At 62.9% G+C, this 22,534-nt stretch carries 17 protein-coding genes and 1 riboswitch; of the genes, 8 read left to right on the top strand and 9 right to left on the bottom strand.

Annotation, left to right across the window (positions count from 1 at the left end; genetic code table 11):
* Position 1: 1 nt before the first annotated feature.
* From nadC to OK352_RS07325, 4 genes are read right to left on the bottom strand one after another with little or no spacing between them, the layout of a single operon-like run.
* Positions 2-859 carry a carboxylating nicotinate-nucleotide diphosphorylase gene (gene nadC / locus OK352_RS07310; RefSeq protein WP_265140782.1) on the bottom strand — a complete coding sequence of 286 codons (858 nt, stop codon included), beginning with the start codon at positions 857-859 and terminating at the stop codon, positions 2-4.
* On the bottom strand, positions 853-2,559 hold the full coding sequence (gene nadB / locus OK352_RS07315; protein ID WP_265140783.1) for an L-aspartate oxidase: 1,707 nt from the start codon (positions 2,557-2,559) through the stop codon (positions 853-855). Before nadB ends, nadC begins: the two co-directional genes overlap by 7 nt.
* A 2-nt stretch (positions 2,560-2,561) precedes the next feature.
* On the bottom strand, positions 2,562-3,842 hold the full coding sequence (gene nadA, locus OK352_RS07320) for a quinolinate synthase NadA (protein ID WP_265140784.1): 1,281 nt from the start codon (positions 3,840-3,842) through the stop codon (positions 2,562-2,564).
* Positions 3,843-3,867: 25 nt separating this feature from the next.
* On the bottom strand, positions 3,868-4,563 hold the full coding sequence (locus OK352_RS07325; protein ID WP_265140785.1) for an NUDIX hydrolase: 696 nt from the start codon (positions 4,561-4,563) through the stop codon (positions 3,868-3,870).
* A gap of 310 nt (positions 4,564-4,873) precedes the next feature.
* Positions 4,874-4,961: riboswitch (glycine riboswitch) on the top strand.
* A gap of 137 nt (positions 4,962-5,098) precedes the next feature.
* Between OK352_RS07325 and gcvT the strand changes: the two genes are divergently transcribed.
* From gcvT to gcvP, 3 genes are all read left to right on the top strand, one after another.
* Positions 5,099-6,232: a glycine cleavage system aminomethyltransferase GcvT gene (gcvT, locus tag OK352_RS07330; RefSeq protein WP_265140786.1), complete on the top strand. Its 1,134-nt coding sequence runs from the start codon at positions 5,099-5,101 to the stop codon at positions 6,230-6,232.
* 5 nt (positions 6,233-6,237) lie between these two features.
* On the top strand, positions 6,238-6,612 hold the full coding sequence (gene gcvH / locus OK352_RS07335) for a glycine cleavage system protein GcvH (protein ID WP_265140787.1): 375 nt from the start codon (positions 6,238-6,240) through the stop codon (positions 6,610-6,612).
* 65 nt (positions 6,613-6,677) lie between these two features.
* Entirely contained in the window at positions 6,678-9,527 is a 2,850-nt protein-coding gene (gcvP, locus tag OK352_RS07340; protein ID WP_372338086.1) for an aminomethyl-transferring glycine dehydrogenase, read from the top strand.
* A gap of 53 nt (positions 9,528-9,580) precedes the next feature.
* Here gcvP and OK352_RS07345 read toward each other — a convergent pair whose 3' ends face one another.
* From OK352_RS07345 to OK352_RS07355, 3 genes are all read right to left on the bottom strand, one after another.
* Positions 9,581-11,194 (bottom strand): solute symporter family protein, encoded by a 1,614-nt coding sequence (locus OK352_RS07345; RefSeq protein WP_265140788.1) that lies wholly within the window; start codon positions 11,192-11,194, stop codon positions 9,581-9,583.
* Complete coding sequence (locus tag OK352_RS07350) at positions 11,191-11,562, bottom strand: DUF485 domain-containing protein (protein ID WP_265140789.1); 372 nt, start codon at positions 11,560-11,562, stop codon at positions 11,191-11,193. The genes OK352_RS07345 and OK352_RS07350 overlap by 4 nt, the downstream gene beginning before the upstream one ends.
* Before the next feature lie 112 nt (positions 11,563-11,674).
* Positions 11,675-12,451, bottom strand: a complete 777-nt coding sequence (locus OK352_RS07355; protein ID WP_265140790.1) for a CPBP family intramembrane glutamic endopeptidase — start codon at positions 12,449-12,451, stop codon at positions 11,675-11,677.
* Between the two features lie 64 nt (positions 12,452-12,515).
* Between OK352_RS07355 and OK352_RS07360 the strand changes: the two genes are divergently transcribed.
* The 5 genes from OK352_RS07360 (at position 12,516) to OK352_RS07380 (ending at position 19,978) form a co-directional block, all read left to right on the top strand.
* Entirely contained in the window at positions 12,516-14,300 is a 1,785-nt protein-coding gene (locus OK352_RS07360; RefSeq protein ID WP_265140791.1) for an ABC transporter family substrate-binding protein, read from the top strand.
* A gap of 372 nt (positions 14,301-14,672) precedes the next feature.
* Positions 14,673-16,280 carry a peptide ABC transporter substrate-binding protein gene (locus OK352_RS07365; protein WP_265140850.1) on the top strand — a complete coding sequence of 536 codons (1,608 nt, stop codon included), beginning with the start codon at positions 14,673-14,675 and terminating at the stop codon, positions 16,278-16,280.
* A gap of 131 nt (positions 16,281-16,411) precedes the next feature.
* Positions 16,412-17,338, top strand: coding sequence for an ABC transporter permease (locus OK352_RS07370; protein ID WP_265140792.1), 927 nt, complete (start codon positions 16,412-16,414; stop codon positions 17,336-17,338).
* A complete protein-coding gene (locus OK352_RS07375) occupies positions 17,331-18,269 on the top strand; it encodes an ABC transporter permease (RefSeq protein ID WP_265140793.1) in 939 nt (312 codons plus the stop codon). The genes OK352_RS07370 and OK352_RS07375 overlap by 8 nt, the downstream gene beginning before the upstream one ends.
* Positions 18,266-19,978 (top strand): dipeptide ABC transporter ATP-binding protein, encoded by a 1,713-nt coding sequence (locus tag OK352_RS07380; RefSeq protein WP_265140794.1) that lies wholly within the window; start codon positions 18,266-18,268, stop codon positions 19,976-19,978. Before OK352_RS07375 ends, OK352_RS07380 begins: the two co-directional genes overlap by 4 nt.
* Before the next feature lie 46 nt (positions 19,979-20,024).
* Here the strand turns inward: OK352_RS07380 and OK352_RS07385 are convergent, their stop codons facing one another.
* Together OK352_RS07385 and OK352_RS07390 are read right to left on the bottom strand one after the other, a co-directional pair.
* Positions 20,025-20,543 carry a PH domain-containing protein gene (locus OK352_RS07385; RefSeq protein ID WP_265140795.1) on the bottom strand — a complete coding sequence of 173 codons (519 nt, stop codon included), beginning with the start codon at positions 20,541-20,543 and terminating at the stop codon, positions 20,025-20,027.
* Positions 20,544-20,760: 217 nt separating this feature from the next.
* Complete coding sequence (locus tag OK352_RS07390; protein ID WP_265140796.1) at positions 20,761-22,476, bottom strand: ABC transporter family substrate-binding protein; 1,716 nt, start codon at positions 22,474-22,476, stop codon at positions 20,761-20,763.
* Positions 22,477-22,534: the final 58 nt, after the last annotated feature.

Below are 22,534 nucleotides of genomic sequence, written 5' to 3' on the forward strand. Positions count from 1 at the left end.
GTCAGCTCCCGTCGACAACGACGTCGAGTCCCAGGTCGAGGGACCGGATGCTGTGTGTCAGCGCCCCGGACGAGATCACGTCGACCCCGGTGAGCGCGATGTCGCGCACCGTGTCGAGTCTGACGTTGCCGCTGGCCTCGACGACGGCGCGCCCCGCAACGATCTCGACGCCCGTGCGCAACTCGTCGAGGCTGAAGTTGTCGAGCATGATGATGTCGACGCCGCCCGCGAGAACCGGCTCGATCTGGTCAACGCTGTCGACCTCGACCTCGAGTGCCGTCGTGTGGCCGAGCGACTCGCGCGCTGTTCGGATCGCGTCGGCCACCGAGAGGCCGCGGGCTGCGAGTACCGCGAGGTGGTTGTCTTTCGCCATCACCGCGTCGGAGAGGCTGAACCGATGGTTGCGACCGCCTCCGCACCGCACGGCGTGGCGCTCGAGGGCACGCAGGCCGGGCGTCGTCTTGCGCGTGTCGGTGATGCGGGCCGCGGTGCCCTCAACGGCGTCGACGAGGGCACGGGTGTGTGTGGCTATCGCTGAGAGCCGTTGGCAGAAGTTGAGGCCGATGCGCTCGGCACGGAGAATGGCACGCGCGGGGCCGGTGACGGTGCCCAGCGTTGCCCCGCGATCGAAGCGCTCACCATCGGCAACGTGCAGCGTGGTGTCGGCGGTAGGGTCCGTCAGTCGGAAGGCAGCGGCGAAGACGTCACCGCCGGCGAACACGCCGGGTTCACGGGCGTTGAGCACAGCCGTCGCCGTCGCATCGACGGGGATGAACGCTTCGCTCGTGATGTCGCCCCAGGGGGCATCTTCGTCGAGGGCACGTCTCATGACGCTGTCGATGTGGGCGGTTGTCAGCATGCGAGAGCCTCCTGAGTGAGGGCGTCGACGGTCGTGGAGTGTGCTTGGGCCGGGTCGGTGTTCGGAAAGTCGAGGCGTGCGTGCGCACCGCGTGACTCGGTGCGCGCGAGTGCCTGTCTGGCGATGACTTGGGCGATCAGCAGCAGGTTTCCCGTCTCGATCCCGGTGCGCGTGAGCGGCCCTTGATCCGGGGTGGATTCCCAGGCCTCGAGGCGGTCGAGTGCTGCCGTGAGCGATTCGGCGCTGCGTTCAAGACCAAGAGAATCCCACGCGAGCTGCTGCAGATCGTGGCGATCGACGGTGGGGATCCGGATGGAGCCGATGTGTGCGCTCGAATGGGCGTCTTCTCCAGCATCCCTGCTCGTGGTTGTGTTCGCGCGTGTATCGCTGCCCGCGCCCACGATCCCGTCCGTGCCGGTGCCAGGGGCGCTCTCGGCGCCGGTGCCGCACCCGGTTCCCGTGCACGCACCTCGCGCATAGTCTGTGTCTGTGGCGGCGGTCTCGACGGCTTGAGAGGCTGAAGACGAGAAAACCGGATGCTGTCGCGCGTCGCTCTGCGACAACGCGGCAGCCGCGCGCTCGGCAAACACAGCGCCCTCCAGCAGTGAGTTCGACGCGAGCCTATTGCCGCCGTGCACGCCCGTGTGCGCCGCTTCGCCGACGACGACAAGTCCGTCGACGTTCGTGCGGCCCTCAGCGTCTGTGGCGATGCCGCCCATCCAATAGTGAGCCGCGGGTGTCACGGGGACGGGTTCACGTGTCCAGTCGAATCCGGACTGCCGGACGGCAGCCGTGATGGTGGGAAAGCGTGTCGTGAGGTTGGGTACGCCCGTCGCATCGAGGAGCACAGGGCGAGAACCCTGGGCAGCCATCGTCCGCGCAAGTGCGAGAGCGACGACGCTGCGGGGTGCCAGCTCGGCACGCGGATCGACATCGAGCATGAAGCGGCGGCCCTCACTGTCGAGCAGCACTGCTCCCGCGCCGCGAACGGCCTCCGAGATGAGAAAGCCACTGCCGGCGAGAGCGGTCGGGTGAAACTGATAGAACTCGGCGTCAGTGATGCGCGCGCCGGCGCGAAGCGCAGCGGCGACGCCATCCCCGGTGGCACCGAGCGGGTTTGTCGTTCGCGCATACAGCTGCCCGCAACCACCGGTCGCGATGATCACGGTATCCGCCCGCAACCGGGTCGGCCCGGCAGGGGAGAGGAGGTCGACTCCGACGACGGCGCCGTCTTCGATGACAAGGTCGACAAGCAGAGTGCTGTCGAGGATCGGAATGCGTCGGTCACGCACGCGCTGCGACAGCGTCTGGGCGATCGCGCGGCCCGTGGCGTCACCTCCGGCGTGAACGATGCGCGGGTATGAGTGCGCCGCTTCAAGACCCTTCGCGTAGCCGGTGTCGTCTCTGTCGAAGTCGACGCCCGCCGCGGCGAGGTCTCGGATGCGCTCCGGCCCCTCGGAGCACAGAATGCGCACAGCATCCTCATTGCAGAGTCCCGCGCCCGCTGCGATCGTGTCGGCGATGTGAGCGTCGACAGCGTCGTCATCGAACAGCACGCCGGCGATGCCACCCTGGGCGCGGGCGGTGTTGCCGTCCCCGAGGGCGTCCTTTGTGACGATGGTCACATCATGCTCGGCGTCGGCGCGCAACGCTGCCGTGAGCCCGGCGATGCCGGAGCCCACGACGATCACGTGCGACATTGTCAGGCCTTCGGCTTCGCGGCCAGCATCCGTTCGAGGGCGAGCCGAGCTGGCTCCGCGACATCGTCCGACACCTGAATGCGGTTCTCGACGACGCCGGCGACGAGCTGCTCGAGCACCCACGCGATGTAACCCGGGTGAATGCGGTACATCGTCGAGCAGGGGCACACGATGGGGTCGAGGCAGGAGATGCGGTGTTGCGGATACTCGGCGGCCAAGCGCTGCACCAGGTTGATCTCGGTTCCAATCGCGAACGTCGTGGGCTCGGTGGCACCCGCGATGGCCTTGGTGATGTAGTCGGTCGAGCCGTACTCATCTGCGGCATCGACGACCTCCATCGGACATTCGGGATGCACGATGACGCGGACGTTCGGGTCGTCCCGCCGGGCTTCTTCGATCTGGGCGACGGTGAATCGCTTGTGCACTGAGCAGAAGCCCTGCCAGAGAATCACGCGTGCGTCGTCGAGCTGCTGCTCTGTGTTGCCGCCGAGCGGGCGCGCCGGGTTCCACAGCGGCATCTGCTCAAGGTCGACGCCCATGTGCTTCGCCGTGTTGCGTCCCAGGTGCTGATCGGGAAAGAACAGCACACGCTGCCCGCGCTCGAATGCCCACTCGAGGACGGTCTCGGCGTTTGAGGATGTGCAGACGATGCCGCCGTTGCGTCCGCAGAAGCCCTTGATCGCCGCCGACGAGTTCATGTACGTGACGGGAATCACCGGGACTCGGCCCTCGGCGTCTGGCTCGGTGCCGTAGACCTCGGCGAGCTGCTCCCAGCATTCTTCTACCTGGTCGATCGATGCCATGTCGGCCATGGAACAGCCGGCGGCAAGGTTAGGCAGGATCACGCGTTGGTCTGCGCCCGAGAGCAGATCGGCAGTCTCGGCCATGAAATGCACTCCGCAGAACACGATGGCCTCGGCATCCTGTCGCGCTTTTGCCGCATTCGCGAGCTGAAAGGAATCGCCCACGTAGTCCGCGTATTGAACAACCTCATCGCGCTGATAGAAGTGGCCGAGAACGACGACGCGGTCACCGAGGGTCTGCTTGGCAGCGCGGATCCTGCCGTCGAGCTCGGCATCGCTTGCATCACGGTATTCCTGCGGAAGCTCGCCCTGGCGCGGCGCGGTCGTGGGGATCGTGTCGTCCATGGATGCGCCGGGCCCGTAGCCGGGTGAGGTGTCAACGTCCCACGGCGCGGTCAGCAGGTCAGTCGTGCAGACCGAATCGGGGGAGTCCGCCGTAATGTCGCGGATCGTGAGGTCGACGGATGCTGTTGTCGTCATGACTGTGTCCTTCAGTGTGCGGCCGTCATCGGCCAGTCAAGGGCCCGTTGTCGGCGAGCTCGATGGAGTGGTTGTGGCGGTACAGCCTCGCGGGTCTGTGTCGGCGTCCCGTGCGAAACTCGTCTGTCGCCACAACTTGTCCTGTTGCCTCGATCTGACGGCGGAAGTTCGCGGGGTCGAGCGTGCGCTCGAGGACGACCTCGTGCACTTCGCGTAACTCCGAGAGCGTGAACGTTTCGCCGAGCAGGGCGGCAGCGATGCGGGAGTATTCCATCTTGTTCCGCAGGCGCCACAGAGCGTATTCGATGATCTGGTTGTGGTCGAAAGCGAGGTCCGGAACGTCATCGGCGGGAAACCACCGGACGTTGTCAGACTCGACGCCTGCACTTGCGACATCCGCATGCACGAGTGCCCAGTAGACGATCGACACGGTGCGATCGTCGGGCATCGTCTGGTCATGCGAGCGGTCTGGCCGGCCGAAGGCGTAGAGCTGTTCGAGGTAGCGCGGGGTCAGCTGCGTCGTCTCGTGGAGGTTGCGGCGGGCGGATGCTGCGAGATCCTCGGTGGTTCCGAGGGGGCCGCCGGGCAGTGCCCAGAGTCCCTTGTGGGGTGAACGCACGCGTCTCACGAGAGGCAGCCAGAGAACCGGATGCTGTGACTCGGGGTGCGGGCGCAGGGCGAAGATCACCGTAGAAACGGCCAGCGTGATGGATTCTCCCACGGTCACCTCCTGTTTGAGTCAATATGACCTTTACTTGACAATCATCTTAGTGTCATTTCGACCTGAACGAGAAACTCGTGTGACCGAGGCGACGTAACATTGCCGACAGCTGGGCAGCAATAGCGCCGGTGAGAACGGATATCACGCCTCCTGCAAATTTCGTGCTGAGGTGGCCGTCGCTCACCACCCCAGATCGTCCACGAATGCACATCAACGCCGATCGCGTTGGATTCCACGCCTGCCTGCCGCTCATGATCGAGTTTCAGAAGCCGGCAGGATAAGCTATGCGTGCAACCGAATACTGGGCCGTACGCACGATGCGGGAGAGCTCGACACGTCGAGCACCGAAGGAGCAAGCCTCCCCGCCAATCTCTCAGGTTTCATACCGCATCGATCTGGCCACTCTGAAAAGCGGAGCCTCGGCTCCCGCCCATGGTGAAAGCCGCTCGACAGCGGCGAAGCTCTCAGGCCTACGACAGAGGGGGAGTTCCCACACACCATTGCGCATCACGCGCACGGCGACATTGGAGAGCTCGTGCCCGACAAGAATCAGACCGACTCACACGCGGAGTCCCCGCGTCCCAGCCCGTTGCATGCCACCCACGAAAAACTCGGCGCCACATTCACCGACTTTGCCGGCTGGCAGATGCCGGTCCGCTACTCAAGCGACCTCGCTGAGCACAAGGCAGTGCGCGCTTCCGCCGGAATCTTCGACATCTCTCACATGGCCGAATTCACCGTCACTGGAACAGAAGCGGGAGAGTTTCTCGACGTCGCTCTGGCCGGCCGACTCTCGGCACTCAAAGTCGGACGGGCAAAGTACTCGCTCCTTCTGACAGAGACGGGCGGCGTCATCGACGACGTCATCGTCTACCGCCTGCGCGACGACGAGTACCTGATCATCTCGAATGCGGCAAACAGGGATGCTGCCCGCTCGGCGCTGCAGGATCGGACGCAGGAATTCGACGTCGGCGTGTCAGACGTCAGTGACGACTACGCTCTCATCGCGGTCCAGGGCCCTCACGCTGAGAAGATCCTGTCGTCGACGTCAGGCATCACCGATCTCACCACGCCCTGGGACGAACAGCGATACTTCGCCTGGGCCTCTGCCTCGTTCGATGGTGCCCCGCTTCTGCTCGCCCGCACCGGATACACAGGCGAAGACGGATTCGAACTGCTCGTTCCCGCAGCCAGAGCGACCGCTTTGTGGGCCGCCGTCTCGACAGCCGGCGACCCATACGAGCTTGTTCCCGCCGGCCTCGCCGCCCGCGATTCGCTGCGCCTCGAGGCCGGTATGCCACTGTACGGACACGAACTGTCTCGCGACACGAAACCAGCGCAAGCGGGACTCGGCCGTGTTGTCGTGACGGCGAAAGAGCGGTTCGTGGGCCAGCGGCACGTCGAGCCCGCTGCCGACGCCCGCGTTCTCGTCGGCCTCACCTCTGAAGGGCGTCGCGCCGGTCGCGCCGGTTACCCCGTGATCGCGGGTGACTCCGAGGTGGGCACGGTGACAAGCGGCATCCTGTCTCCGACGCTCGGGCACCCGATCGCGATGGCGTTCGTGGATCCGACGCACTCCGATCCCGGCACCGAACTCGACATCGACGTGCGCGGCAAGCGCATCCCCGCAACAGTGACCACCCTGCCTTTTTACTCACGGAAGAAGTGACAACCATGACCGACACCAGCGCACTGTCCTACACCGACGACCACGAGTGGCTCAAGATCGAAGGATCTTCCGTCACCGTCGGCATCACCGATTACGCCGCCGAGCAGCTGGGCGACGTGGTGTTCGTGGAACTCCCCGAGGTCGGAGACGACGTCGAAGCCGGCACCGTCGTCGGTGAGATAGAGTCGACGAAGTCCGTCGGCGAGCTCTTCGCCCCCGTCACCGGCACCGTCACAGCCGTCAATGACGCCGTTGTCGATGACCCGGCACTCGTCAATTCCAGCCCTTTCGACGATGGATGGATGCTGACGATCGAGGCTCCCGAGCTGCCCGAGGGCCTGCTCGACGCCGACGCTTACGCAAAGCTGGTGAGCGAGTGACGCACATCAGCGGCGATGTATTCGCCGACCGCCATATCGGACTCGACGAGACGGCTCGTCAGCGGATGCTGTCGGCACTGGGCTTTGAGAGCATCGACGACCTGGTCAGCTCGGCGATCCCGCCCGGCATCCGGGTCGACGAGAGCCTCACCAGTCTGATTCCGGATGCTGCAAGCGAGCAGGAGGCCCTCGCAGAGCTTCGTTCCCTTGCGGGCAAGAACACGGTGCGCACCAGCCTGATCGGTCAGGGGTACTACGACACGATCACCCCGGCGGTCATCACGCGCAACGTGCTTGAGGACCCCTCGTGGTACACCGCATACACGCCGTATCAGCCGGAGATCTCACAGGGGCGGCTTGAGGCGCTCATCAACTTCCAGACGATGGTGAGTGACCTCACCGGGCTCGACACCGCGAATGCATCGATGCTCGACGAGGGAACCTCGGTCGTCGAGGGGATGCTGCTGGCCCGCCGTGCGTCCAAATCGAAGTCAAACGTCTTCGTTGTCGACACCGACGCCTTCCCGCAGACACTCGCACTGCTGCGTGCCCGCGCGGCGGCCGTCGGCATCGACCTCGTCGAAGCCGACCTGCGCACGGAAGCAGAGGTGCCAGAGCACTTCGGCATCTTCATGCAGTATCCGGGCGCATCCGGAGAGCTCTGGAACCCGGCATCCGTCATCGAAGCCACGCACGCGCAGAAGGGCATCGCCGTCGTCGCCGCGGATCTGCTTGCCCTGGCGCTTGTCACCTCGCCTGGAGAGCTGGGCGCCGACGTCGCCGTGGGAACCACGCAGCGTTTCGGCGTTCCGATGGGCTTCGGCGGCCCGCACGCCGGGTACATGGCGGTGCGCAAAGGGCTCGAACGCCAGCTGCCCGGCCGTCTCGTGGGCGTCAGCAAGGATGCCGCGGGCCAGCCCGGGTATCGCCTCAGCCTGCAGACGCGAGAGCAGCACATTCGCCGTGAGAAGGCGACGTCGAACATCTGCACGGCGCAGGTCTTGCTTGCGGTCATGGCCGCGATGTACGCCGTCTATCACGGTCCCCGCGGCATTCGCGGCATCGCGCAGTCGGTTCACGCGAAGGCTGTTGTGGCGCAGCGTGCGCTGCTCGAACATGGCGTTCGGGTGTTGACCGAGCACTACTTCGACACGCTCACCATCAGCGTGCGCGACGCGGATGCGGTTGTCGTCCGCGCCTCCGGTGACGGCCTGCTGCTGTATAAGGTCGACGCCAAAACCGTGCGCGTGAGCTTCGATGAGGTGACAGCGCAGGACGACCGGATTATCGCGTCCATTGTCGAGGTGTTCTCCTCTGAATACGGCGACCCTCTCCCGGTCCCCGAGCAGTCGGGAGCCCGACAGGGCACCGAGACGGCCCGCGGCATCGCGCCCACCGGGTTCGTGCAGTACCCGGATGAGCTGACCCGCACGAGCGAGTACCTGACGCACCCGGTCTTCAGCTCGTACCACTCCGAGACCGCGATGATGCGCTACCTGAAGCGTCTCGCCGACCGTGACTACGCGCTCGATCGCGGCATGATCCCGTTGGGCAGCTGCACGATGAAGCTCAACGCGGCAACCGAGATGGATGCTGTCACGTGGCCCGAATTCGCGGGTCTGCACCCGTTCGCTCCGGCCGCCGATGCCGCTGGTTCGCTCGAGCTGATCGCGCAGCTCGAAGGCTGGCTCGCCGACGTCACCGGATACGACACCGTTTCGCTGCAGCCCAACGCCGGAAGCCAGGGCGAGCTCGCCGGTCTTCTCGCGATCACGGGTTACCACCAGGCGAACGGCGACGCGCAGCGGACGGTGTGCCTCATCCCCTCGAGCGCACACGGCACGAATGCAGCATCCGCCGTTCTTGCCGGCATGACCGTCGTTGTCGTCGCGTGCGACGACAACGGCAACGTCGACCTGGAGGATCTGCGGGCAAAGATCGCGACACACGCCGACAAGCTCGCGGCGCTGATGATCACGTACCCGTCAACACACGGCGTGTACGAGCATGACGTCGTGCGCATTACGCAGGCCGTGCACGACGCGGGCGGGCAGGTGTACATCGACGGTGCAAACCTCAACGCTCTGCTCGGCTACGCTCGCTTCGGCGACTTCGGCGGAGACGTCTCGCACCTCAACCTGCATAAGACGTTCTGCATCCCGCACGGCGGAGGTGGCCCCGGCGTCGGCCCCGTCGCAGCCAAGGCCCACCTCGCCCCCTACCTGCCCGGGCATCCGATGGCACAGACCAACGACCACTCGGGCCTGACGCACGACGGCGGGCCGGTGTCTGCTGCGCCGTTCGGCAGCCCGAGCATCCTGCCGATCACGTGGGCGTACATCCGCATGATGGGACTCGAAGGCCTCACTCGCGCCACGCGGGCTGCTGTGCTCAGTGCCAACTACATCGCGGCGCGGCTGCGCGACCATTTCCCGGTGCTGTACACGGGAGACAACGGGCTCGTCGCGCACGAGTGCATCCTCGACCTGCGCCCCCTCACCAAGCAGACAGGCATCACCGTCGACGACGTCGCGAAGCGGCTCATCGACTACGGATTCCACGCGCCGACCATGTCATTTCCCGTCCCGGGCACTCTGATGGTCGAACCGACCGAGAGCGAAGACATCGACGAGCTCGACAGGTTCATCGAGGCGATGATCGGCATCAAAGCCGAGGCGGATGCTGTCGCCGCGGGGGAGTACCCCGCAGACGACAACGTGCTCGTCGGTGCGCCACACACGGCAGAGGCCATCGCGGCTGCCGACTGGCAGCATCCATATTCACGCGAGCAGGCCGTGTATCCGGTGCGCTCGCTGGTGCGCACGAAGTATTGGCCGCCCGTGCGGCGTATTGACCAGGCGTACGGCGACCGCAACCTCATGTGCGCGTGCCCGCCCGTCGAGGCATTCGCCTAAGAGACGTGTGGCCGGCGAAACGTTGTTTCGCCGGCCACGTACGCGGAGTCGAGTCAGTGCTCGACAGCCTTCTCTGCACCATGTCCGGTGAGAGAGCGCACCTCCATCTCTGCGGCGATCCGCGGCTCCTCCGCCGTCTTCGACGTGATTGTGCCGAGCCAGCCGAGAGCGAACCCGAGCGGAATCGAGACGATCCCGGGGTTCTGCAGCGGGAAGATCGCGAAGTTCGCGTCGGCGAACACCGCGGTCTCGGTTCCTGAGAACACGGGAGAGAGAACGATCAGCAGCAGAGCGGACCCGAGACCTCCGTACATGCTCCACAGCGCGCCACGCGTCGTGAAGCGCTTCCAGAACAGCGAGTAGAGGATTGTCGGCAGGTTCGCACTCGCGGCAATGGCAAACGCTAGTGCGACGAGGAATGCGATGTTCTGCCCCTGCACGCCGATGCCGCCGATGATCGCCAGAACCCCGATCACCACGACGGTGATCCGCGCAACGCGGACCTCCTTGCCCTGCGACGTCTTGCCGCGCTTGATCACGTTCGTGTAGATGTCATGCGCGAAGGATGTCGCCGCGGTGATCGTCAGCCCCGCCACGACGGCGAGGATCGTTGCAAACGCCACGGCGGCGATGATGCCGAGCAGCCACGCGCCGCCAAGCTCGAAGGCCAGCATCGGCGCCGCTGAGTTCACACCGCCCGGTGCCGCAAGGATCCGATCGGCGCCCACGAGGGTCACAGCACCGTAGCCGAGCACCAGCGTGAACAGGTAGAACAGCCCGATGAGCCAGATCGCCCAGACGACGCTTCGGCGGGCTTCCTTGGCGGTCGGAACCGTGTAAAAGCGCATCAGCACGTGGGGGAGTCCGGCGGTCCCCAAGACGAGCGCCAGAGCGAGCGAGACGAAATCGAGCTTCGACGTCTCCGTGACGCCGTACTTCATGCCGGGCTCCAGGATCTCCGGACCGGCAACAGCTGCCGCGTTGCCCAGAAGTTCAGAGAGGTTGAAGCCGTTGAGCGCGAGAACCCAGACCGTCATGACGGCGGCTCCGGCGATCAGCAGAGCGCCCTTGATGATCTGCACCCACGTGGTGCCCTTCATTCCACCGATCAGTACGTACAGGATCATGAGGGTGCCGACAACGGCGATCACGATCGACTGGCCGACTTCCTCGTGGATTCCGAGAAGCAGCGAGACCAGACCGCCGGCTCCGGCCATCTGCGCCAACAGGTAGAACAGACATACGGCGAGCGTCGAAAGGGCGGCGGCCATGCGCACGGGACGCTGCTTGAGGCGGAAGCTCAGCACGTCGGCCATCGTGAACTTCCCCGTATTGCGGAGCAGCTCGGCGACGAGCAGCAGGGCGACGAGCCAGGCCACGAGGAACCCGATGGAGTACAGGAAACCGTCGTACCCGTTCACCGCGATAGCGCCGCAGATTCCGAGGAAGGACGCTGCCGAGAGATAGTCGCCCGCGATTGCCGTGCCGTTCTGGCCGCCGGAGAATGACCGCCCGCCTGCGTAGTAGTCGGCCGCTGTCTTGTTGTTGCGGCTGGCACGCAGCACAACGATGAGCGTGATGGCGACGAATGCGGCGAAGATGCCGATATTGAGAAGGGGCTCACCAATGGTTTCGGTGTCTGCTGCTGCTCGTACGAGAACACTCATGAGTGCGCCTCCTCGTGCTCGCCGGAGTCCGCGCCCTCGATGTCAGAGCGGATGCTCGTCGCCAGGGGATCGAGCTTCCGGTTGGCGTAGCTGACGTACCACATGGTGATCCCGAACGTCGTTACGAACTGCGCGAGCCCGAGGATGACTCCCATGTTGATATGGCCAATCACGGGTGTCGACATGAAGTCGTGCGCGTAGTCGGCGAGAAGTACGTACGCGAAATACCAGACGAGAAAGGCGACGGCGAGGGGAAAGGCGAAGCTGCGATGACGTGACCGCAGCGTCCTGAATTCTTCGGATGCCTGAATTGCCTGGTAATCGATCGTCGCCTGCGTATCGCGTGGCGGGTCGGTTGCTGGAACCATGATCCTCCTTGATCATGTGCACCCGTTTGTCGGGCGGCACAACAATGTGTCGTCCACGGAGACTATCGAACCCCCCGTTCGGGGGGAAGACCCAATTTCGAGATCGATCAGATCAGAACACACCAGGAAAAAGTGCCACGGCGATCGGGTATCCAATGAACGAGACGAGATCGAGCAGGAAATGCGCGACGACGAGCGGGGCTACACGACCGAAGCGCGTGTACATCCAGCCGAAGACGATACCCATTGCAACGTTCCCGACGAACGGCCCGAACCCCTGATACAGGTGATAGCTGCCACGCAGCACTGCGGCAGCGCCGATGATCACCCAACGATTCCAGCCCAGCTGCCTCAACCGAGTGAAGAGATATCCGATCACGATCACCTCCTCGACGAGCGCCGCGCGCAACGCCGAGAGCACGAGAACGGGGATGCTCCACCAGTAGTCACCGAGTCCGGATGCCTGGACGGCCACAGTCACGCCCAAGAGACGCCCCGCCGCATACAGGGCGATTCCGGGGATTCCGATCGCCGCGAAGAGTGCAACACCCCAGCCGATGTCCCGGCCGGGACGGCTCACGTCGAGCCCGACGCGTGCGAACGCGGATGCCTGTGGCCGCCACAGCAGATAGAGGGCGAGCGCGACGGGGGCGACGCCGAGGGCGATCCCGACGATCTGGTACGTGAGGTCGACCCATTCGTCGGTGCTCTGCGACGTGTTGAGCGCCGCTGACTGGTCGGCGAGTGCTGCCTCGGCAGCGACCCGCCTGATGATCGTGAGGACCGAATAGATGGCGGATGCTCCCACAGAGAGCGCGAGAACGATAACGATCTCCCACCACAGCTGCGAGCGAGTCTGGTCGGGAGAATCCAGTGAGGGAGTGGTCATTCCGTAAGCGTCCATCCAGGGTCGTGGGCTGGCGCCAGTGTAGCGTTTTCAGCAGGGAGGACGAATGCGACGACACCGTTCGATTGCAGCATGCGCGATGCTGATCGCTGCCGCCATCAGCGTCTCTGGGTGCGCTCCAACCGGGCCGGACAGCGCGTCGTCAGTCACGATCGGAACGACTGATCGATTTTCGTCATACAACACCACGACGTCGGCGGGATCAGCATCCGGAAACGCCGACGTGACGGCGATGACACTGTCGAATTTCACAGCGTACGACGAGAGCCTCGAAATCGTCGAGGATCCCTCATTCGGCAGCATTCGAAAGATCAACGACGACCCTCTCGTCGTGCAGTACTCACTCAGCGACTCGGCGTCGTGGTCAGACGGAACGCCCGTCGACGTCGCCGATCTGCTCCTCGACTGGGCGGCGCACTCCGGAGCGCTCAACACGGAGGGCTTCGACCCGGCCGATTACCACTCAGCGCTCTCAGACGACAGCTCGGCGAGTCTTCCGGATGACACGGTGTACTTCGACTCCGGGACGAGACCGGACTCAGGGCTCGGGCGCGCTCCTGGCCTCCCGCAGATCAGCGATGACGGCCGATCGATGACCATCACGTACGACGAGCCGATCACCGACTGGCGCATCGCGCTCCCCGCGCCGCTTCCCGCTCACGTCGTCGCGCAGAGCGCGCTCGGCGCCGAATCCGCCGAGGCAGGAAAGAGCGCGATCGTCGACGCCATCACGAACGACGACACGGCTGCGCTCTCACGGGTGTCGTCATTCTGGAACACCGGCTTCGCCCTCGACAACGTCGAGTCGCCCGAGGACGTATATCTGTCGAGTGGTCCGTATGTCATCGACTCGATCGACGCGGAGACCGGCGTCACGCTGTCGGCGAATCCGCAGTACGACGGCGATCGCACTCCCTCGATCGCGGCCGTCACGATGCGGTATCTCGACGGACCCGCCGACGAAGTCACCGCGCTCGAGAACGGCGATGTCGATGTGATCTCACCGCAGGCGACGCCCGACGTCGCCGATCAGCTGGGGGACGTGGGTGGAATCACCACGCTGACGGGCGTCGTGGCGAGCTTTGAGCATATCGATCTGCAGTTCGGATCGTCAGCACACGACACATTCGATGACCCACTCGTGCGCGAGGCCTTTCTCATGACGCTTCCCCGTGACGCCATCGTCGACGATCTCATTCGCCCCATCGTCGGCTCGCGCGCGACAACGCGGGACTCGTTTGTCTTCACGCCGGGAGAGCCCGGGGCTGATGTCTCGAGTGAGGGAACCGCTTTCGAGCAGGTGGACATCTCGGGTGCGAAAGCGCTCCTCGCTGAGGCGGGGGTGTCGGAGCCCGAGGTGTGCATTCTCTATGCGGCGAACAATCCACGTCGTGCCGCGGAGTTCTCTCTCATTCAGGCGTCAGCGGGCAAAGCGGGATTCCGTGTGTCCGACTGCGGAACAGAGAAGTGGCGCGACCTTCTCGGTGTGCCGGGAAAATACGATGCCGCGATCTTCGCGTGGGAGTCATCGAGCGTCGGTGTCGTCGACTCCGAGAGCCGGTACGCGACAGGTGCGCGCAATAACCTCAACGGCTACTCCAACGACACCGTCGACGAGCTTTACGCGCGGCTCGCCACGACGGCGGATGCTGCTGAACGCATCGAGCTTCTCAGCGACGTCGATGAGCAGCTGAGCTCCGACTTCTACGGGGCTCCGCTGTACCAGTTCCCCTCCATCACGGCATTCGATCCTGACCGGGTAGCGGGCGTTGAACCGCGCGTGATCGCGCCGCAGCTCACGTGGAATATCTGGGAGTGGCAGACGCCGTGACCTGGCGGTGAGCGACCACTGGCCCGCATGGGCGGGCATGATGCGCTGGAAGTCATTTGGAGATGACACACCGGCCGATTCGGACACGAGCGTGCTCTCGGCCAGCTTGCCACGGGAGCATGGAGGTCATTCGCGTGAGGTCCGTTTCCGAACGAAACATCTTCGGGCACTCCCGCCAGACAAGCAACGAACCTGCATGAGACACAAAATTCTTTCAAATTCATGGAAGAGGGGTAACATTCCCGTCGGTGCGCGTTGTGCGCACCTGTCTGTAGCGCCTAGTGTCGTGCTCGTACCTTGCGGCAGTGCGGCCAAAATGCGCTGCGGCATTCACCCTGCACAGGAGGAAACGTGAGAAATACGACGTCGCGGATGCGTCGCCTGCTCACCGCTACAGCGGTGGCCAGCGTCGCAGCGCTCGCGCTCGCCGGCTGCTCAAATGGCGGCGGCGAAGGCGGAGGATCGAGCGATGACGCTGCGATCATCACAGTTAACAGCACTGAGCCCCAGAAACCACTCATTCCTACCAATACGAATGAAGTCGGTGGCGGCAAGATTCTTGACTCCATCTTCGCCGGGCTGATTTACTACGATGTCGACGGTGCCGTGCACAATGAGGTTGCCAAATCGATTGAGACCGACGACAGCGTTGTGTGGGACATCACGCTCAATGAGGGCTGGACATTTACAAACGGCGAAGAGGTTACGTCAAAATCGTTCGTTGACGCCTGGAACTACGGTGCTCTTCTCAGTAACGAGCAGCTGTCGTCCTACTTCTTCGAAGACATCGAGGGCTTCAGCTGGGAAGAAGACAGTGAGCTCACCGGACTGAAGATTATCGACGACTACCATTTCACTGTGACTCTGAGTCACCCGGCGTCTGACTTCGGTCAGAGGCTCGGCTACTCGGCGTTCTATCCGCTTCCGTCCGTGGCATTCGACGATATGAAGGCGTTCGGCGAGAACCCGATCGGCAACGGTGTCTACAAGCTCGCAGGCGACGATGCATGGCAGCACGACGTCAAAATCGACCTTGTGAAGAATGAGGATTATAAGGGCGATCGGGAGGCACAAAACGGCGGCATCACCATGAAGTTCTATGCGAACATGGACGCAGCCTACGCGGACCTGCTGTCGGATCAACTGGATGTGCTCGATGAGATTCCAGCCTCATCATTCGGAACCTACGAGAGCGACCTCGGGGACCGCGCCGTCAACCAGCCGTCGGCAGTCTTCGAGTCATTTACGATCGGCCAGTTCCTCGATCACTTTAAGGGTGAAGAGGGCAAACTTCGTCGACAGGCACTGTCGATGTCGATCAATCGCGATGAGATCACCGACGTGATCTTCGAGGGCACGCGCACGCCAGCTAGCGACTTCACGTCGCCGACGATCGATGGCTGGAGTGACTCGCTCGACGGCGCCGAGGTTCTCGAGTTCAACGAGAAGAAGGCGCAGGAACTCTGGGCACAGGCCGATGAGATCAGCCCGTGGGAAGGCACCTTCAAGATTGCGTACAACGCCGACGACAACCACCAGGCGTGGGTTGACGCTGTGTGCAACAGCATCTCGAATGTTCTGGGCATCGACGCTGCTGGCGACGCCTACCCGACGTTCTCTGAGATGCGCACGAAGATCACCGATCGCGAGATCACGACAGCGCACCGCAGCGGGTGGCAGGCCGACTACCCCGGCCTTTACAACTTCCTCGGTCCGCTCTATGGCACGGGGGCCGGGTCTAATGACGGTGACTATTCGAGCGAAGAGTTCGACTCGCTGATCAAGGAAGGCATCAGCTCAACTGATCCAGAGGTCGCAAACGAGAAGTTCCAGGAAGCACAGGAAGTTCTTCTGGAGGACCTTCCTGCGATCCCGCTCTGGTATGAGAACGTCGTCGCCGGGTACTCGACTCTCGTCGACAACGTCGAGTTCGGCTGGAACTCCGTTCCGCTCTACTACCAGATCACCAAGAAGGCATAACACCACCTGACAACGTGTGGGGTGGCGCAGCACGGTCTGCGCCACCCCACACGCAAGCCGACTACGACAAATCCTTCGAAACGGCAGTTAAAAACCAATGACCCTACAGCGAACGGCAGAGTGAGCGCAGCATGCTCAGATACATCCTGTTGCGAATCCTTCAAGCCGTCCCCGTGTTTTTCGGAACGACGTTCCTCATCTACTTCATGGTCTTCGCGATGCCCGGGGATCCCATCCTGGCAATGTTCGGCGACAAGACCCCGAATCCCGCAGTGCTTGAGGCTCTCAGAGCTCAATACAACTTAGATAAGCCGTTCATCGTGCAGTACCTGCTGTACATCGGTGACATCTTCCAGGGCAACTTTGGCATCAGCTATTCTGGGCGCGAGGTCTCTGAGATCCTCGTCAGGACGTTCCCCGTCACGCTCAAGCTCGCTGTCATGGCTGTTGTACTTGAGCTGATTCTCTCGATATCGATCGGCCTTTTCAGCGGCATCCGCAAAGGGAAGTTCTTCGACAACGCGATGCTCATCATCAGCCTCGTGCTGATGTCTCTGCCGATCTTTGTCATCGCTTTTCTTGCGCAGTTCTTTGTGGCAATTCAATGGGGGTGGGCGAGCCCGACTGTCGGAGGAAACACAGCGTGGTGGAACATGCTGCTTCCCGCGATCGTGCTGGCGTTGAGCCTGTACGCAACGAGCATGCGCCTGATGCGGGGATCGACAGTGGAGACGCTCGGCAACGACTTCGTGCGTACGGCATATTCCAAGGGCCTCGGCCGCAGGCGGGTGATTCCCGTGCACGTGCTGCGTAACTCGCTCATTCCTGTCGTCACGAACTCGGCGACGAACTTCGGCATTCTGATCGTCGGGGCTACCGTGACTGAGGGGATCTTCAACGTTCCCGGCGTCGGGAACACGCTCTTCCAGGCGATCGTGCGCGGGGAGCGTCCGACCGTCGTATCATTCGTCACCGTTCTCGTGATCTTCTATGTATTTCTCAACATTCTCGTAGACCTTCTCTACGCGGTGCTCGACCCGAGGATTCGCTATGTCTAAGCAAATACCGCACTTCGTCGCTCCCGTCGACTCGACTCCCGTCGCCGAGGTCGACTCCGTGAAGCTTGGCGATAAGCCGGGCAGTCTCTGGCGAGACGCCTGGCGCTCTATGCGCCGACGTCCGCTCTTCTACGCCTCAGCCGTGATCGCCCTCGTCTTCATCGTGATGGCGGTGTTTCCAACACTGTTCACCCAGGTGTCTCCGACACAGGGATGCTCGCTGCAGTACAGCAATGCGGGGCCGCAGGGCGATCACATTCTCGGCTTCACGCGACAAGGTTGTGACATCTGGGCGCGCATTGTTTGGGGAGCGCAGACCTCGCTTGCCGTCGGAATCATCTCGACGGTGCTGGGCAGCTTCCTCGGAGTGCTCTTCGGCATCTTCGCCGGGTTCTACGGCGGCTGGATCGATTCTGTACTCTCGCGGGTCGGCGACATCTTCTTCTCGATTCCTTACATTCTGGCCGCAGTCGTCGTGATGTCTGTGCTCTCCGAGCACCGAAATGTCTGGACGATTTCCCTGGCGATCGGCGGTTTCGCGTGGGCATCTGTCGCGCGCATCCTTCGCTCGGAAGTTCTGCGCGTGAAAAACCAGGATTACGTGATGGCGGCGATCGCTCTGGGACGTTCGCGTTTCACCACGATGATGTCGCATGTGCTGCCTAACTCGCTCATGCCGGTCATCGTCGTGACAACACTGAACCTCGGACTTGCCATGGTCGGTGAGGCGACACTGTCGTTCCTCGGTGTGGGCATGGACGCGTCTGTCATGTCATGGGGCAACGACATCAGTGATGCCCAGACGACGCTGCGGACCGCCCCAATGGCACTGATCTACCCGTCGATCGCTCTGACCGTCGCTGTGCTGGCATTCATCATGCTGGGCGAAGTCCTGCGCGACGCCCTCGACCCGAAAGCGAGGACGCGATGACCGCCTCAGAACCCCTCCTCAGCATCCGCGATCTCACGATCGGATTTTCGACGCAGAACGGCTTCGCTGAGGCCCTTCACGGAGTGTCATTCGACGTGATGCCCGGTGAGACCGTCGCGATTGTCGGCGAATCCGGGTCGGGGAAGTCCACGACCGCCCACGGCATCATCAATCTGCTTCCCGAGAACGGGAAAGTCACGGGCGGGGAGGTGCTCTTCGAAGGATGCGACCTCGTGAAGCTGTCGAGGAACGAGATCGAGAGCGTTCGCGGGCGTGAAATCGGCTTCGTTCCCCAGGATCCGATGTCAAACCTCAATCCGGTGTGGTCGATCGGCTTCCAAGTGAAGGAGACGATCCGGGCAAACGGCATCGCGACGTCGAAGCGCGACGTCGAGAAGCACGCGATCGATGTTCTCAAGCAGGCCGGTCTCGATGATGCCGAACGGCGGCTCGGTCAGTTCCCGCACCAGTTCTCCGGCGGAATGCGTCAGCGCGTGCTCATCGGCATGGGGCTTTCCGCCACTCCGAAGCTGCTGATCGCCGACGAGCCCACGTCAGCACTTGACGTGACCGTACAGCGGGTGATTCTCGATAACCTCGCCGAACTCACCATGCTGAACAACACGGCAGTGCTCTTCATCACCCACGATCTCGGTCTTGCGGCCGAGCGTGCCGAAAAGCTCATCGTGATGTACAAGGGCAACATCGTTGAAGCGGGAGACAGCCGCGAGATTCTGCAGAATCCGCAGCATCCGTACACCAGGCGACTCGTCGCCGCGGCGCCCAGCCTGGCTTCACAGCGTATTCAGGCTGCCGTTGAGCACAAGACCGTGGACGAGCCCGGTGGCGAGTTCGACCTCGCGCTCGCGGCCGAAGAACGAGTACACGAGATTGACGCCGAGAAACACGACAGCACCCCGGTCATCGAGGTGACGAACCTAACGAAGACATTCAAGATTCGACGGGGAAACTTCAGATCCGAGAACTTCACGGCGGTGAACAACGTCAGCTTCTCCGTCGCGAAGGGCACGACGACGGCGCTCGTGGGGGAGTCCGGCTCGGGCAAGTCGACGATCGCGAAGATGGCACTCGGCCTCGAATCGATTACGAGCGGAAGCATCTCGATCGAGGGCGCCGACCTCGCGTCAATGAAACGTTCGGGGTTGATGACACTGCGCCGCCGGATGCAGCCGGTGTTCCAAGACCCGTACGGCTCACTCGACCCAATGCGGAATATTGGCGACATCATTGGTGAACCACTGCGGGTACACAAGTTCGGAACGGCCTCAGAACGCTCTCAGCGCGTACGCGAGCTGCTCGACCAGGTGGCATTGCCTCAGGAGCTTTTCAACCGGTACCCGAACGAGTTGTCGGGCGGCCAGCGCCAGCGCATCGCCATTGCACGTGCTCTCGCGCTCAAGCCAGACATCGTGGTTCTTGACGAGGCGGTCTCGGCACTTGACGTCTTGGTGCAGGCGCAGATTCTTCAGCTGCTCGCCGAGCTGCAGTCTGAGCTGGGGCTCACGTATCTGTTCATTACGCACGACCTCGCCGTCGTGCGTGTGATCGCCGATAACGTCGTCGTCATGCAGAAGGGTGAGATCGTCGAGACAGGGCCGACAGACGAGGTGTTCGGCAACCCCCGCGAGGCGTACACCCAGAATCTGCTCGATGCGATTCCGGGTGCGAACATCGAACTCGCTGTGTGACTGATTCCGCGTCCGGACTCTCTTTCCGGCGCCGTGCCAGGGACCATCAGAGAATGAGGGATGCTGCGACAGCGGCGATGATCGCCACAGCAACGATGGCCAACCCGCGGACGTGAACGCGATGCGAGATCGTTTCGTCCGGGGCACTGTGGCCTTCCCAGTCGCGCCGGATCGCTTCGATCTCGTCGCTGAGGTCCGTTGACTGTGCCGCACGCATCCCCATCGGCCGGCTCGGCACAGAGAACAGGGTGATGACGTTGCCCTCGGTGGTCTCGACGAGCAAGAGTCGTCGCGTGCGAATAACCTCGACCTTGCTCCACGGGATCACCCAGGTGGTGAAGGGACCGACGCAGGTGAGACCTGAGTGATCGGCGGTCAGCCGGGGGAGTGCCAGGCACAGAGCGAGGGGAGCAACGATGGCGATTGACCAGAGGACCGTCAGCAGGGCGATTCCCCAGAAGCCGCGCACCGCGGCATCCACGGTGAGAAAAGCGGCGAGAATCGCGACGACGATGACGAGGCCGATGCTGAACGATGATCGATACGTGACTGAGCGTTGCGGCATCCGACCAGGTTATCGCGCTCGCCGCCCTGTGCGCTGTGAGAGGCGTCTCGCCGTGCGGCGTGGCATCTTCTCTTTCTTGCCGTAAAGGGGAAGCGCTGCCACAGGGTCGGCAGCGGACTGTGCACGAGGCTTCCGCCAGAGTGTGCGCAGTGAGCACACGCGAAAGCGGGGCCGGTGGTTTATCCACCGGCCCCGCCTTTCTCAGTGCGAGACGTGCCTACTTCTCCCAGCCCACGTTCTCAACGGGTGTGACGCCGAAGAGGTCGAGGCCCACATAGGGCTCGGGGGTCAGGTTGGCAAGGCCCTCGGTTGCTGCGGTGATCGTCGGACCGTTGTAGAGCGGGAAGATTCCCCAGGTCTCAGACATGATCTCTGATTCCATCTCCATGGCCTTCTTGGTCTGCTCCTCGGAATCCGTGATCGACTCAAGGTCCTCGTGGATCTTGGTGTCGATCTCTTCGGTTCCGGTCGCCGACAGGTTCAGGCCGCTGTCTGAGCAGTACATCTGGCAGAACCAGGCGGCACCGAACGGGTCAGACGAGGTGAAGCGCAGCGACATGATGTCCCAGTTCTTCGATGTATAGTCCGTCGAGAAGTCCTGAGGCGAACGGACGTCAATGTTGATCTCGAAGCCGATCTCCTTCATCGACTGCTGGATCGACTGCGCGAGTGCCTTCTGCGTCGGGTCGTCGCTGAAGATCGGGTAGGTGACCGACAGCTCAACGCCGTCCTTTGCACGCACACCGTCATCGTTCAGCTCCCAGCCGGCCTCGTCGAGGATCTTGTTCGCCTCGTCGGGGTTGTACTCCCAGCCAGCATCCACAACAGAGTTGGTGAAGTGCGGCTGGAACGAGTACAGAATGAACGAGCCGCCCGGCTCCTCTTCGTAGCCGAGACCGTTCCACGCGATCTTCATCTGCTGCTCGACGTTGAGGCCCATGTAGAAGGCCTTGCGAACCTCAAGATCCTTGAACTGCGGCTTCTCAGAATCGACCTCGAGGAGGGTGTTCGCCGTCTGCTGGGCGCGGTAGATCTCGATGCCGTCCATGTCCTGCACCTGCTCGAGGCGGTCCTTCGTGGCGACGCCGACTGTGTCGATCTCGCCGTTCTTGAACGCGTTGATCGATGCCGAAGCGTCAAGGCCGCGGAAGGTCACCTCGTCGAGAAGAGGCTCATTGCCCCACCAGTTCTCGTTCGGAACAAACGAGACAACCTGCCCCTTGGAGTCGAACTTGTCGATCTTGTACGGGCCAGCGCCCCACTCAGCGTGCGGCTCTTCGATGAAGCCTTCGTTGAAGATCTCCGGCGTGTTGACGTGCGGGTTGAGAATTCCGGTGAGGAAGACCATCTGCGGCCAGGCGAACTCGCCGTCGAACGTCACGACGACGTCCTTTTCGGTCTCGCCCTGCTCTACCGACTTGATCTCCTTATAGCCGTCCGTCGCGTTGGGTGCGTAGCCCTCTTCGGAGGAACGGTTGGCGATCCACGTCGTCTCGAACGCCGTCCAGTCGATCGGCGAACCGTCGTTCCACACGGCATCTTCATTGATTGTGCCGTTGATGACGGTGTTGCCGCCCTCTTCACCGATCTCCCACGAGTCGAGGTACGAGGGGTTGGGGTGAGGGGTGCCGTCTGGGTCCATCAGGAAGACCTGCGGTGTGTACCACGAGGCAAGACGCGTCGTATCTGCGCTCGCGTCGCCGTGGAAGGGGTTCATCTGGGGCGTGATCTCGTTGATCGCGAAAGTGACGTCCCCACCCTTCTTGAGGTTCTCGCGAGGCTGCGGATTGTAGTCCGCCTGCGAGGTCTCGACCTTCTTCTCGTTGCCTCCGGTGTTGTCTCCACCGGTGTCGCCCGACGCACAACCGCTCATGACGAGTGCGAGGGCGCCGCTGACGGCAGCGATGCTCATCAGCTTCTGGTGCCTTTTCATGGTGCTCCTTTGTTGCCTTTCGGCTCTTTCAGGGTTGAGTGCAGACTATATCCAGTTA

The sequence above is a fragment of the Microbacterium sp. MPKO10 genome, from assembly GCF_026107415.2.
In the GTDB taxonomy this organism is placed as follows: Bacteria; Actinomycetota; Actinomycetes; order Actinomycetales; family Microbacteriaceae; genus Paramicrobacterium.

Coding starts and splice junctions, on each gene's coding strand:
- OK352_RS07345 (WP_265140788.1), bottom strand. CDS start 11,194: ATGAGTGTTCTCGTACGAGCAGCAGCAGACACCGAAACCATTGGTGAG.
- nadA (WP_265140784.1), bottom strand. CDS start 3,842: ATGACGACAACAGCATCCGTCGACCTCACGATCCGCGACATTACGGCG.
- OK352_RS07375 (WP_265140793.1), top strand. CDS start 17,331: ATGTCTAAGCAAATACCGCACTTCGTCGCTCCCGTCGACTCGACTCCC.
- OK352_RS07360 (WP_265140791.1), top strand. CDS start 12,516: ATGCGACGACACCGTTCGATTGCAGCATGCGCGATGCTGATCGCTGCC.
- OK352_RS07370 (WP_265140792.1), top strand. CDS start 16,412: ATGCTCAGATACATCCTGTTGCGAATCCTTCAAGCCGTCCCCGTGTTT.
- OK352_RS07380 (WP_265140794.1), top strand. CDS start 18,266: ATGACCGCCTCAGAACCCCTCCTCAGCATCCGCGATCTCACGATCGGA.
- gcvP (WP_372338086.1), top strand. CDS start 6,678: ATGCTGTCGGCACTGGGCTTTGAGAGCATCGACGACCTGGTCAGCTCG.
- nadC (WP_265140782.1), bottom strand. CDS start 859: ATGCTGACAACCGCCCACATCGACAGCGTCATGAGACGTGCCCTCGAC.
- OK352_RS07365 (WP_265140850.1), top strand. CDS start 14,673: ATGCGTCGCCTGCTCACCGCTACAGCGGTGGCCAGCGTCGCAGCGCTC.
- OK352_RS07385 (WP_265140795.1), bottom strand. CDS start 20,543: ATGCCGCAACGCTCAGTCACGTATCGATCATCGTTCAGCATCGGCCTC.
- OK352_RS07355 (WP_265140790.1), bottom strand. CDS start 12,451: ATGACCACTCCCTCACTGGATTCTCCCGACCAGACTCGCTCGCAGCTG.
- gcvH (WP_265140787.1), top strand. CDS start 6,238: ATGACCGACACCAGCGCACTGTCCTACACCGACGACCACGAGTGGCTC.
- OK352_RS07390 (WP_265140796.1), bottom strand. CDS start 22,476: ATGAAAAGGCACCAGAAGCTGATGAGCATCGCTGCCGTCAGCGGCGCC.
- nadB (WP_265140783.1), bottom strand. CDS start 2,559: ATGTCGCACGTGATCGTCGTGGGCTCCGGCATCGCCGGGCTCACGGCA.
- OK352_RS07350 (WP_265140789.1), bottom strand. CDS start 11,562: ATGGTTCCAGCAACCGACCCGCCACGCGATACGCAGGCGACGATCGAT.